This window comes from Cupriavidus sp. KK10, assembly GCF_018223725.1.
GTDB lineage: Bacteria > Pseudomonadota > Gammaproteobacteria > Burkholderiales > Burkholderiaceae > Cupriavidus > Cupriavidus necator.
On record NZ_CP073677.1, the window covers coordinates 5,134,192 to 5,145,674 of the forward strand.

The 11,483-nt window shown below is 64.6% G+C and carries 9 protein-coding genes and 6 tRNA genes; 7 read left to right on the top strand and 8 right to left on the bottom strand.

Going from position 1 to position 11,483, the window contains the following annotated elements; translation table 11 throughout:
- Positions 1–55: 55 nt before the first annotated feature.
- The 6 genes from trxA to KB879_RS23910 all read left to right on the top strand — a co-directional run bounded on the left by trxA (position 56) and on the right by KB879_RS23910 (position 6,747).
- A complete protein-coding gene (trxA, locus tag KB879_RS23885) occupies positions 56–382 on the top strand; it encodes a thioredoxin TrxA (protein ID WP_010814265.1) in 327 nt (108 codons plus the stop codon).
- A gap of 179 nt (positions 383–561) precedes the next feature.
- On the top strand, positions 562–1,824 hold the full coding sequence (rho, locus tag KB879_RS23890; protein ID WP_010814266.1) for a transcription termination factor Rho: 1,263 nt from the start codon (positions 562–564) through the stop codon (positions 1,822–1,824).
- Positions 1,825–1,936: 112 nt separating this feature from the next.
- Positions 1,937–2,788 carry a M90 family metallopeptidase gene (locus tag KB879_RS23895; RefSeq protein WP_211979888.1) on the top strand — a complete coding sequence of 284 codons (852 nt, stop codon included), beginning with the start codon at positions 1,937–1,939 and terminating at the stop codon, positions 2,786–2,788.
- A 201-nt stretch (positions 2,789–2,989) separates the two neighbouring features.
- Positions 2,990–3,250 carry a type B 50S ribosomal protein L31 gene (locus KB879_RS23900; protein ID WP_010814268.1) on the top strand — a complete coding sequence of 87 codons (261 nt, stop codon included), beginning with the start codon at positions 2,990–2,992 and terminating at the stop codon, positions 3,248–3,250.
- A 245-nt stretch (positions 3,251–3,495) separates the two neighbouring features.
- Positions 3,496–5,283 carry a glycosyltransferase family 39 protein gene (locus tag KB879_RS23905; RefSeq protein ID WP_211979889.1) on the top strand — a complete coding sequence of 596 codons (1,788 nt, stop codon included), beginning with the start codon at positions 3,496–3,498 and terminating at the stop codon, positions 5,281–5,283.
- A 111-nt stretch (positions 5,284–5,394) separates the two neighbouring features.
- Complete coding sequence (locus tag KB879_RS23910; RefSeq protein ID WP_211979890.1) at positions 5,395–6,747, top strand: MATE family efflux transporter; 1,353 nt, start codon at positions 5,395–5,397, stop codon at positions 6,745–6,747.
- A gap of 87 nt (positions 6,748–6,834) precedes the next feature.
- Here KB879_RS23910 and KB879_RS23915 read toward each other — a convergent pair.
- The 7 genes from KB879_RS23915 to gltX all read right to left on the bottom strand — a co-directional run bounded on the left by KB879_RS23915 (position 6,835) and on the right by gltX (position 9,475).
- Positions 6,835–6,911 (bottom strand) — tRNA-Asp (locus KB879_RS23915).
- 68 nt (positions 6,912–6,979) lie between these two features.
- Positions 6,980–7,055, bottom strand: a tRNA-Glu gene (locus tag KB879_RS23920).
- 105 nt (positions 7,056–7,160) lie between these two features.
- A tRNA-Ala gene (locus KB879_RS23925) sits at positions 7,161–7,236 on the bottom strand.
- Between the two features lie 199 nt (positions 7,237–7,435).
- A tRNA-Asp gene (locus KB879_RS23930) sits at positions 7,436–7,512 on the bottom strand.
- A 69-nt stretch (positions 7,513–7,581) separates the two neighbouring features.
- Positions 7,582–7,657, bottom strand: a tRNA-Glu gene (locus KB879_RS23935).
- A gap of 66 nt (positions 7,658–7,723) precedes the next feature.
- Positions 7,724–7,799 (bottom strand) — tRNA-Ala (locus tag KB879_RS23940).
- Positions 7,800–8,074: 275 nt separating this feature from the next.
- On the bottom strand, positions 8,075–9,475 hold the full coding sequence (gene gltX, locus KB879_RS23945) for a glutamate--tRNA ligase (protein WP_211979891.1): 1,401 nt from the start codon (positions 9,473–9,475) through the stop codon (positions 8,075–8,077).
- A 247-nt stretch (positions 9,476–9,722) separates the two neighbouring features.
- Between gltX and KB879_RS23950 the strand changes: the two genes are divergently transcribed.
- On the top strand, positions 9,723–10,643 hold the full coding sequence (locus KB879_RS23950; protein ID WP_211979892.1) for a patatin-like phospholipase family protein: 921 nt from the start codon (positions 9,723–9,725) through the stop codon (positions 10,641–10,643).
- A gap of 74 nt (positions 10,644–10,717) precedes the next feature.
- On the opposite strand, the gene KB879_RS23955 is transcribed toward KB879_RS23950, so the two are convergent.
- The gene (locus tag KB879_RS23955; RefSeq protein ID WP_211979893.1) at positions 10,718–11,398 is read right to left on the bottom strand and encodes a C40 family peptidase; all 681 of its coding nucleotides are present in this window, start codon (positions 11,396–11,398) and stop codon (positions 10,718–10,720) included.
- Between the last annotated feature and the right edge of the window lie 85 nt (positions 11,399–11,483).

Sequence of the window (11,483 nt, forward strand, 5' to 3'; positions counted from 1 at the left end):
CCTCCGAAGTCTCCAGCCTTCAACATAAACAGAGCGAAACCAGAGGTTTTCCGCCATGAGCGAACAAATCAAGTATGTGAGCGACGCCTCCTTCGACGCTGACGTCCTCCAGTCCGACAAACCCGTCCTGCTCGATTTCTGGGCGGAATGGTGCGGCCCCTGCAAGATGATCGCGCCGATCCTGGACGAAGTCGCCAAGGACTACGGCGACAAGCTGCAGATCGCCAAGATCAATGTCGATGAAAACCAGCAGGTGCCGGCCAAGTTCGGCATCCGCGGCATCCCGACGCTGATCCTGTTCAAGAACGGCGCGGTCGCGGCCCAGAAGGTCGGCGCGCTGTCCAAGTCGCAACTGACCGCCTTCCTCGACGGCAACCTGTAAGCTGCGCGCCGGGACCTGACCCACGGTCCCGGTTTTGCCACGATCCGACGTGCGTGCGCCACATCCTGGCGCGCCGGTCGGATTGTGCTAAGATGCCACCAACAACTCCCCGAGCGTTCGCTCATTTCCCCCCTTCCCTTTAGGTCTCGCCCGTCCGGGCCCATCTGTACCCCTCGTCTATGCACCTGACAGAACTCAAATCGCTTCACGTGTCTGCGCTTCTCGAAATGGCGGCTACGCTCGAGATCGACAACGCACAACGGATGCGCAAACAGGAACTGATGTTTGCGATCCTGAAGAAGCGCGCCAAGATGGGCGAAACCATCTTTGGAGACGGCACGCTCGAGGTGCTGCCCGACGGCTTCGGCTTCCTGCGCTCGCCCGAAACCTCGTATCTGGCCAGCACGGATGACATCTACATCAGCCCGTCCCAGATCCGCCGTTTCAACCTGCACACCGGCGATTCGATCGAGGGTGAAGTGCGTACGCCCAAGGACGGCGAACGCTACTTTGCACTGGTCAAGGTGGACAAGGTCAACGGGCAGCCGCCTGAAGCGGTCAAGAACCGCATCATGTTCGAGAACCTGACGCCGCTGCACCCGAACCGGCCGCTCACGCTCGAACGCGATATCAAGGCTGAAGAAAACATCACCGGCCGCATCATCGACATGATCGCGCCGATCGGCCGCGGCCAGCGCGCGCTGCTGGTGGCATCGCCCAAGTCCGGCAAGACCGTGATGCTGCAGCACATCGCCCACGCGATTGCCAACAATCATCCGGAAGCCGACCTGTTCGTGCTGCTGATCGACGAGCGCCCGGAAGAAGTGACCGAGATGATGCGCTCGGTGCGCGGCGAAGTGGTTGCGTCGACCTTCGACGAACCGGCCATCCGCCACGTCCAGGTTGCCGAAATGGTGATCGAGAAGGCTAAGCGCCTGGTTGAACTGAAGCGCGACGTGGTGATCCTGCTGGACTCCATCACCCGCCTGGCGCGTGCCTACAACACCGTGGTGCCGGCCTCGGGCAAGGTGCTGACCGGTGGTGTGGACGCCAACGCGCTGCAGCGCCCGAAGCGCTTCTTCGGTGCCGCGCGCAACCTGGAAGAAGGCGGTTCGCTGACCATCATCGCCACCGCGCTGATCGAAACCGGCAGCCGCATGGACGACGTGATCTATGAAGAGTTCAAGGGCACCGGCAACATGGAAGTGCACCTGGAACGCCGCCTGGCCGAGAAGCGCGTCTACCCGTCGATCAACCTGAACAAGTCGGGCACGCGCCGCGAAGAGCTGCTGATCAAGCCGGAAATCCTGCAGAAGATCTGGATCCTGCGCAAGTTCATCTCCGACATGGATGAAGTGCAGGCGATGGAATTCATCATGGACAAGATGAAGGCCACCAAGAACAACGCCGAGTTTTTCGATATGATGCGCAGAGGCGGCTGAGCCCTCGCTGCAGCATCGCCGCAAGGCGGACAGGAAGGCGTGCCCCGGCACGCCTTTTTTGTTGCCCGACCTTTTGTTGCCGGACCATTTCACAGCGCACGGCGCTACGCCCATGCTCGGCAAACTGACCTCATTCCTGCGCACCCGCTCGCTGGCCCGCAAGCTGGAGCACTACGCCATCCCCGACGCGCTGTGGACGCGCACGGTCGCCACGCTGCCGTTCGTGCAGCGCTACGGCAGCGAAGACCTGGCGGCGCTGCGCGAGCTGGCCACGCTGTTCATCGCCGACAAGGAATACTCCACCGCGCACGACCTGCCGCTGGCCGACGACATGGTGGTCAGTGTTGCCGTGCAGGCCTGCGTGCCGATCCTGAAGCTGGGGCTGCCCTGGTACCGGGGCTGGCACGGCATCGTGCTCTACCCGGGCGAGTTCATCATCCGCCGGACCGTGCAGGACGAGATCGGCCTGGTGCACGGCGTGGTCGAGGAAGCCACCGGCGAGGCCTGGGAGCACGGGCCGGTGATCCTGTCATGGCCCGACGTGCACACCCCCGGGGCCGGCATCGACAGCGACCACGAACTGCCGGCCGATACCTACAACGTGGTCATCCACGAATTCGCCCACAAGCTGGACATGCTCGACGGCGAACCCGATGGCGTGCCGCCCTTCTCGCGCGTGCTGCACCCGGACATCGACGCGGAAGCCTGGGCCGAGACCTTCCTGACCGAGTACGACCGTTTTGCCGAGGCCTGGGACGCGCGCGACGAGGCCGACTGGGAGCATCCGGAGCGGCTGCCACCGGCGCTGCGCATCATCGACCCGTATGGGACCGAGGCGCCGAGCGAGTTCTTTGCCGTGACGTCAGAGGCTTTTTTTGTCGAGCCGACCGGGCTTGCGCGACACTGGCCGGTTGTATACCAATCGCTGGCCGCCTTCTATCGCCAGAACCCGGCCTCCATGTGATGTTTTTGCCGCAATTCTGCGCAATACTTTCTGTGCCGCACGTGGCGCAGGCTCTTCCCCAAGTATTTGTTTTTCTGCCATAATCCCGGTTTGCCCGTTACCGGCAAGTGGTTCGTTCGTCGCCGCGCCATGCACGCTCTCGCCCTCGGCAGAGAACAGCGGATTGCAACGGACTGGCTACCCAACCAGAAAGGACTCATCATGAAAGAAGGCATTCACCCGAATTATCGCGAAGTCGTGTTCCAGGACATGTCCAGCGACTTCAGCTTCATCACCCGCTCGACCATCCAGACCAAGGACAAGATCGTGAAGGACGGCAAGGAATACCCGCTGGCCAAGATCGAAGTCTCGTCGGAATCGCACCCGTTCTACACCGGCACCCAGAAGATCATGGACACGGCCGGCCGCGTGGAAAAGTTCCGCCAAAAGTTCGGCAACAAGCTGGGCAAGGCTGCGAAGTAATCGCTTTCAGCGAACCCCGCTTCGCAAGGCCTGCGGACAGATGCTCCGGGGCCTGTGCGAAACAGCAAAGAGGCAGCATCGGCTGCCTCTTTGCTTTTGTGCCGGACCATGACCGGTACCGCCGCATTCATTGGATTTACCCCACACCCCGTGAGGCTTCCACGCCATGCCACGGCCCGCGTGGCCGCCGCATGCGCGATACTGTGGCCTTCGCGCCATTGCGCCACGGCCCGACCTGAGCATCGATGCGTCAAGCCAATACCTCACCCGTCCAGTTGACCGCTGCCGCGACCGGCGCCCTGCCGCGCGCGCTGCTGCTGGCGATCTGCATCATCTATGGCCTGGTCGGCCTGTTCGGCCGCGATCCGTGGAAGAACGAGGACGCTGCCGGCTTTGGCGTCATGTGGCAGCTGGCCACCGGCAACCTGCACGACTGGCTGATGCCGAATATCGTCGGCCGCCCGTACAGCGAGGACGGCCCGCTGGTGTTCTGGATCGGCGCGCTGATGATTCGCGGCTTCGGCAACTGGCTGAGCGCGGCCGACGCCGCCCGGCTGGCCACGGCACTGTTCTTCTTCGCGACCTGCGCCTGCATCTGGTACACCACCTACCTGCTGGGCCGGCGCGACGAGGTCCAGCCATTTGCCTATGCCTTCGGCGGCCAGCCCAACGCGCGCGATTACGGCCGCACGCTGGCCGACGGCGCGCTGCTGATCTTCCTGGCCTGCGTGGGCCTGGCCGTGCGCGGGCACGAGACCACGCCGCAGGTCGGCCAGGTCGCCTTTATCGCTCTGGCCCTGTACGGCATGGTGCGCAGCCTCGACAAGCCAATCCAGGGCAGCCTGATCTATGGCGCCGCGCTGGGCGGGCTGGCGCTAGCCAGCGGGCCCATGCTGCCGCTGGCGCTGCTGGGCGGCAGCGCGGTCTGCGCGCTGGTGTGCAAGCCGCTGCCGTGGCGGCGCCTGGCCGCCATCGGCATTCCGCTGGCGCTGCTGACAGTGTCGGCGTGGCTGGCGGCCGCCTACTTCGGCGCAGCCGACCGCGACGAGGCGGTGACCTTTATCCGCGAATGGTCGCGCTATGACCGCCGCAGCTACGGTTCGCCCAATATGGCGACCTTCGGCTTCAATATGCGCAACCTGTTCCTGTACACGTGGCCGGTCTGGCCGATCGCGGGCTGGGCCTGGATCGCGTGGACCGGCATGCGCCGCGCACCCCATGTGGCGACGCCGCTGGCGCTGCTGCTGCCGGTGCTGGTGCTGCTGTTCCTGCAGCGCAGCGCCGGCGACGTGCAGTTCATCCTGCTGCTGCCGCCGATGGCCGTGCTGGCCGCATTCGCGCTGCCCACGCTGGCGCGCGGCGTGATCAACGCGATCGACTGGTTCGCGCTGCTGTTCTTCACCATCTTCGGCGGCACGGTCTGGTTCATGTGGATCGCCAAGACCACCGGCTGGCCGCCGCGCATCGCGCGCAATGTCTTCCGCCAGCTGCCCGGCTACCAGCATGAGTTCACCATCGCCGCGGTGGTGTTCGCGCTGGCGGCCACGGTCGCGTGGGTGCTCATCGTGCGCTGGCGGCTGTCGCGCGCGCCCAAGCAGATCTGGCGCCCGGTGGTGATTTCCGCCGCCGGCACCACCCTGATGTGGGTCATGGCAATGACGCTGTGGCTGCCCTCGATCAACTACGGCAAGACCTACCGCGACGTGGCCCAGGCCGCGGCGATGGCGCTGCCGCCTGCCTATCAGTGCGTCCAGCCGATCCGCATGGGCGATGCGCAGCTGGCATCGTTTGCCTATTTCGGCCATATCCGCTTTGGCGGCCCCAACGACGGCTGCGACGTGCTGCTGCGCCATGACTCGGTCGACTATGGCGAGCCGGGCAGTATCTCGCATTTCGAGTGGCGGCTGATCTGGGAAGGCCGCCGTCCCGCGGACCGCGACGAGCGCTTCCGCATGTATCGGCTGGTCGATACCGCGCGCGCCGTCCATCCGCGCCCCGACCTGCCGCGGCGCCGCCTGCCGCGCCAGCCCTGAGCCCTTTCCGGCGTCACCACCACCGCAGCGCCTGTCGCGCCATCGAACCATTCCGGCCGCGGCGGCTGCGGGGCTGACCATCCAGCCCTGACCAAGCCTGCCGAGCCCTGAATGACCCTGTTCCAAGATCTTCGCCGTATCGCCGGCCTGGCCGGCCCAGTGCTGGCCGGCCAGCTTGCCGTTATCGCCTTTGGCGTCATCGATACCGTGATGGCCGGGCGCGCTTCGGCGACCGACCTGGCCGCCGTGGGCCTGGGCGGCTCGATCTACGTCACCATCTATATCAGCCTGATGGGCGTATTGCAGGCGCTGTCGCCCATCGCCGGGCAGCTATATGGCGCCGGCCGCATCGAGGCGATCGGCGCCGAGGTCCGGCAGGCCGCATGGCTGGGCGCCGCACTGGCGATTCCGGGCGTGCTGCTGCTGGCCTTCCCGGCCCCGCTGCTCGCTTTCGCCAAGGCACCGCCCGAACTGGTGGAGAAAGCCACCGCCTACCTGCATTTCGGTGCCTTCGGGCTGCCGGCGGCGCTGGGTTTCCGCATCTACTCGGCGCTGAACAATGCGCTGTCACGCCCGGTCATGGTGACGGTGCTGCAGATTGGCGGGCTGGCGCTGAAGGTGCCGCTCAATGCCTGGTTCATCCACGGCGGCCTGGGCGTGCCGGCCTTGGGCGGCCCCGGCTGCGGCCTGGCCTCGACGCTGATCAGCTGGGCCTGGTGCATCGCCGGGCTGCTGATCCTGCGCTACGGCAGCGCCTATCACCCGCTGCGGATCTTCAGTACCTGGAGCTGGCCGGCTGCTGGCCCGCTGCGCGCGCTGCTGCGGCTGGGCCTGCCGATGGGCCTGACCTACCTGATCGAGATCACCTCGTTCACGCTGATGTCGATCTTCATCACGCGCCTGGGCACGGTGACGCTGGCCGGGCACCAGATCATCGCCAACCTGGGCGCGGTGGCATACATGCTGCCGCTGTCGCTGGGGATTGCCACTTCGACGCTGGTGGCACAGCATCTCGGCGCGCGCGACCTGGCCGGCGCCAGCCGCCTTGCCTGGCGCGGTATCCGCATAGCGGTGACGCTGGCGGTGCTGACCGGTGCCCTGCTGTGGCTGCTGCGCAAGCCGGTGCTGCATGCCTACGCGAGCGATCCCGCGGTGGTCGCGGCAGCGCTGCCGCTGGTGCTGTTCGTGGCGTTCTACCAGGCCTTCGACGCCGTGCAGGTGATGACGGCGTTTATCCTGCGCGCGTACAAGATCGCGCTGATTCCGACGCTGATCTACGCCGGCTCGCTGTGGGGCATCGGACTGGGCGGGGGTTATGTGCTGGGCTTCGGGCTGATCGAGGGCATGCCCGCCTTCACGCGCGGCGCCAGCGGCTTCTGGCTGGCCAACAGCATCAGCCTGGCGATTGCAGGCGTGCTGCTGGTGCGGTATTTCAGCCGGGTCAGCAAGGATCCGGAAAACTGACTCTGACACTGGCCGCTCGCAAGGGCGGTGGCCCGCAATTTCAGTAGCCGAAAAAGAAAAACGCCCGCTTGCGCGGGCGTTCTAATTTGGCGGAGTGGACGGGACTCGAACCCGCGACCCCCGGCGTGACAGGCCGGTATTCTAACCGACTGAACTACCACTCCATAGTCGGTGCCGACTGGAGCCTTGGCTCCGGACGACTGGCTGGGCGTTTGATTACGCCCTGCTGTTTTGGCGTCCCCTAGGGGATTCGAACCCCTGTACTCACCGTGAAAGGGTGATGTCCTAGGCCTCTAGACGAAGGGGACAGAAACTTGTTTTACAACGCGTTTTCTGTCTTGCGCTGGAAAGCGCACCATTATAGCGGGCTTTTTCGCGCCTGGGAAGCTTCTTTTCAGACGCTTCCCAAATTCTGGTGGAGCTAAGCGGGATCGAACCGCTGACCTCTTGCATGCCATGCAAGCGCTCTCCCAGCTGAGCTATAGCCCCGTAATCCGGTACTGCTGGACGGTTACTGCTGGAACCACCTTCGCTGTCTGCCGCTTACCGCAGCATTTGCAGCGAAGACAGGATTATATAGCGAATTTCGCAACGAATGCAACATTTTTTATTGCGTTTGCAGCGATTAACGACATAATCCCTCACCCAAAGAAAAACCCGCATGGTGCAAACCATGCGGGTCTAGTTTTGGCGGAGTGGACGGGACTCGAACCCGCGACCCCCGGCGTGACAGGCCGGTATTCTAACCGACTGAACTACCACTCCTTAGTCGGCTGCCGTTTCAAGCTGATGCTTGAGACGACATGCTGGACGTCTGATTACGCCCTGCTGTTATGGCGTCCCCTAGGGGATTCGAACCCCTGTACTCACCGTGAAAGGGTGATGTCCTAGGCCTCTAGACGAAGGGGACAGAAACTTGTCTTTCAACACGTTCCGTCTGGCGCCATCCGAAAAAACCTGGATGACACCTAAATCTTGGTGGAGCTAAGCGGGATCGAACCGCTGACCTCTTGCATGCCATGCAAGCGCTCTCCCAGCTGAGCTATAGCCCCATGGTACTGCCATTTACTGCAACTTGCTGCGTTTTCGCCTGATTTAACTACCGTTTCAAGCGAAGCCAAGATTATATATCAACCACTAATCTTTGCAAGCTCCCGTTTCAGCTTTTTTTCGCTTTCCCGTCACTTCAAAAATCAGTTCGGAGATTGCGAAGATCCTTGCGGATCAGCCAGCCCGCTTGGTCAGGGACCGCGCTGCAGGGAGAAAGAGATTATGCGCAAGTCCGGCCCGGAGCGCAAGCCCCCGGCGCGGACTTTTTCACGACTTTTTATGCAGCCGCCGCCAGGCGGCGCAGCACCGTGTCACGGCCGAACAGTTCCAGCACCGCGTCGATGCCCGGCGTCTGCAGCTGGCCGGCCACCAGCAGGCGCACGGGCATGGCCAGCTTGGGCATCTTCAGGCCGAACTCGGCCAGCACCGCCTTGAAGGTGGCGTTGATGGCTTCGCGCTTCCATTCCGGCAGCGCGGCCAGCTGAGTGGCCAGCGCTGCCAGCGCGGGCTGGATCTCCGGGGTCAGGTGCTCGGCCTTGAGTGCGGCATCCGCCTGCGGCTCGCCGCGATAGAACAGCAGCGCCGCCTGCGCGACTTCCTTCAGCGTATTGGCGCGGTCCTTCACCAGCGCCACCACGCCGGCCAAGTCCGCCCCTTCCACCTTGCCGCCGAGCGCCTCGATGAACGGCTGCGTCAGCGTGGCCAGGCGCTGGTTGTCGCCGACCTTGATGTAGTGGTTGTTCAGCCAGGCCAGCTTCTCGGGGTTGTACTGGGCGGGCGACTTGCCCAGGTGCTCCAGGTCGAACCATTCAACGAACTGCTCGCGCGAGAAGATCTCGGCGTCGCCGTGGGCCCAGCCCAGGCGCGCCAGGTAGTTCAGCACGGCTTCGGGCAGGTAGCCCTCGTCGCGGTAGCCGGTCACGGCCATGGCGCCATGGCGCTTGCTCATCTTCTCGCCCTGCTCGTTGAGCACGGTCGGCAGGTGGGCGTAGACCGGCGGCGTGCCGCCCAGCGCGCGGATGATGTTGATCTGGCGCGGGGTGTTGTTGACGTGGTCGTCGCCGCGGATCACGTGCGTGATCTTCATGTCGAGGTCGTCCACCACCACGCAAAAGTTATAGGTAGGCGTGCCGTCCGGGCGCGCGATCACCAGGTCGTCGAGCTCGTCGTTGGAGATCTCGATGCGGCCCTTGACCGCGTCGTCCCACACTACGCTGCCGCCGATCGGGTTCTTGAAGCGGATCACCGGATCGACGCCCGCCGGCGGCTCGGGCAGGACCTTGCCCGGCTCGGGACGCCAGAAGCCGTTGTAGCGCGGCTTCTCGCCGCGCTCGCGCTGGGCTTCGCGCAGCGCGTCCAGTTCTTCGGTGCTCATGTAGCAGCGGTAGGCCAGGTCGGACTCGACCATCTGCGCCACCACCTCGCGATAGCGGTCCATGCGCTTCATCTGGTAGAACGGGCCTTCGTCGATATCCATCTCCAGCCAGGCCATGCTTTCCAGGATCACGTCAACCGCTTCCTGCGACGAACGCTCAACGTCGGTGTCTTCGATGCGCAGGATGAAGTCGCCCTGCATGCGGCGGGCGAAGGCCCAGGGATAGAGCGCTGAGCGGATATTGCCGAGGTGGATAAAACCGGTCGGGCTCGGCGCAAAGCGGGTGCGGACGCGTTGGGTCATGGTCAGGGGCAGAAACAAGAAAGCCCGCGCGCAGCGGCGCGCAGGCTGGTGTATGTGCAGGCCTTGCATTATACCAACGCGCATCCCTCGCCTCGCCCGGCGTGCCGGCGCCGCGCGGAATCATTTATGCTTGCGCCGGTCTGAGGTGATGCCGGTGATTCAGGCAAGGCGATGCCAGCCCCCATGGAGGAGCGCCCGCATCACATCCCTGTATCCGCCGGTCCTACCTGGTTACTGATCCCGCTTCATGCAACGACGTCATTTCCTCGGCATCTCCGCGGCCGCCCTGCTGGCGGGCTGCTCGTTCGGCCCGCATCCCGCGCCGCCGCTCGCCACCACCCCGCCCGCACCACGGCCCGTCAAGATTGGCCTGGCGCTGGGCGGCGGCGCGGCACGCGGCTTTGCCCATATCGGCGTGATCAAGGCGCTCGAAGCGCAAGGCATCCATGCCGACCTGGTCACTGGCACCAGCGCCGGCGCAGTCGTGGCGGCGCTTTACGCCAGCGGACTGAATGGCTTCCAGCTGAACAAGCTGGCGCTGACCATGGACGAAGCCGCCATCGCCGACTGGGCCCTGCCCTTCGGCACCCGCTTCGGCGGCTGGCTCAAGGGCGAGGCGCTGCAGAACTACATCAACCGGCTGGTGCAGAACCGGACGATCGAGGCCATGAAGCTGCCGCTGGGCATTGTCGCCACGGACCTCAAGAGCGGCGAGAAGATCCTGTTCCGCCGCGGCAACACGGGCCAGGCCGTGCGCGCGTCGAGCAGCGTGCCCGGCGTGTTCCAGCCGGTGTCGATCCAGGGGCACGACTATGTCGACGGCGGCTTGGTCGAGCCGGTGCCGGTGGATTCCGCGCGCAGCATGGGCGCGGACTTTGTCATCGCGGTCAATATCTCGGCCGACCCGTCGGCGCAGAAGAACGCCGGCCAGAGCGGCGTGCTGCTGCAGACCACCGCGATCATGGGCCAGTCGATCAACAAGATGGCACTGGCGCGCGCCGACGTGGTGATCCGCCCCGAGCTGCCCGATATGGGCGGCAGCGACTTCAACGCCCGCAACCGGGCCATACTGGCCGGCGAACAGGCCACCACGGCGGTGATGGCAACGCTGCGGCAGCAGCTGGAACAGGCCCGCCTGACGCCGGCCGGAACGGTCGCAGCGCAATAACCCGGGAGGCCACGCCTCGCCAACGCAAAAAGGACTGCCGCAGCAGTCCTTTTTGCTTGAAGCGCGCCGAAGCCTCAGCCGCCGTACAGCGATGCGCGGGCGACCTTGGGGTCGTAGCGCTTGAGCGTCTCGACCATGTCGCCGAGGCCATCGGCACCGCCCTCCTTGCCATCCTCGATGCGGCGGGCGCCGTTGTAGCGGGTCACCCAGTAAGCTGCACGCATGTCGTCGACACGGATCTTGCTGCCCGTGGACGGGGCATGCACGAACTTGTTGTCGCCGATATAGATGCCGACGTGCGAGAAGGTCTGACGCATGGTGTTAAAGAACACCAGGTCGCCCGGACGCAGGTCGGTGGCCGCCACGGTGGTGCCGACACGGCTGATTTCGACAGAGCGGCGCGGCAGCATGAAGCCGAAGGTGTCCTGGAATACGTAGCGGACAAAGCCGCTGCAGTCCAGGCCGGATTCGGGGCTGTTGCCGCCGAAGCGGTAACGCACGCCAATCAGGCCCAGCGCATTCATGACCAGGTCGCCAGCCTTGCTGGCAACATTGCTGGTGGAATTCACCACCGACGACAGCAAGCCGCGCTTGCCTTCCGTATGCGAGTCCGCAGCGTGGGCCGAGGCATCGATACGGGCGTCGGCATCCTTGAATACCGTATCCGCCAGCACTCCATTCGACACAGCCGCACCGCAGGCAATGGCAATTCCGACGGCGGCACGCGCCAGGGAATGAAGTACCGATCGCTGCATTGGTTCTCCCGTTGATCGTTCCAAAGCAAGCCCCGGCACAAGTCCGGGGCGGGCTGGGTATCTGTGAAATTCGCGTGAACTTCGC

Coding starts and splice junctions, on each gene's coding strand:
- gltX (WP_211979891.1), bottom strand. CDS start 9,475: ATGACCCAACGCGTCCGCACCCGCTTTGCGCCGAGCCCGACCGGTTTT.
- KB879_RS23900 (WP_010814268.1), top strand. CDS start 2,990: ATGAAAGAAGGCATTCACCCGAATTATCGCGAAGTCGTGTTCCAGGAC.
- rho (WP_010814266.1), top strand. CDS start 562: ATGCACCTGACAGAACTCAAATCGCTTCACGTGTCTGCGCTTCTCGAA.
- KB879_RS23905 (WP_211979889.1), top strand. CDS start 3,496: ATGCGTCAAGCCAATACCTCACCCGTCCAGTTGACCGCTGCCGCGACC.
- KB879_RS23950 (WP_211979892.1), top strand. CDS start 9,723: ATGCAACGACGTCATTTCCTCGGCATCTCCGCGGCCGCCCTGCTGGCG.
- KB879_RS23955 (WP_211979893.1), bottom strand. CDS start 11,398: ATGCAGCGATCGGTACTTCATTCCCTGGCGCGTGCCGCCGTCGGAATT.
- KB879_RS23910 (WP_211979890.1), top strand. CDS start 5,395: ATGACCCTGTTCCAAGATCTTCGCCGTATCGCCGGCCTGGCCGGCCCA.
- KB879_RS23895 (WP_211979888.1), top strand. CDS start 1,937: ATGCTCGGCAAACTGACCTCATTCCTGCGCACCCGCTCGCTGGCCCGC.
- trxA (WP_010814265.1), top strand. CDS start 56: ATGAGCGAACAAATCAAGTATGTGAGCGACGCCTCCTTCGACGCTGAC.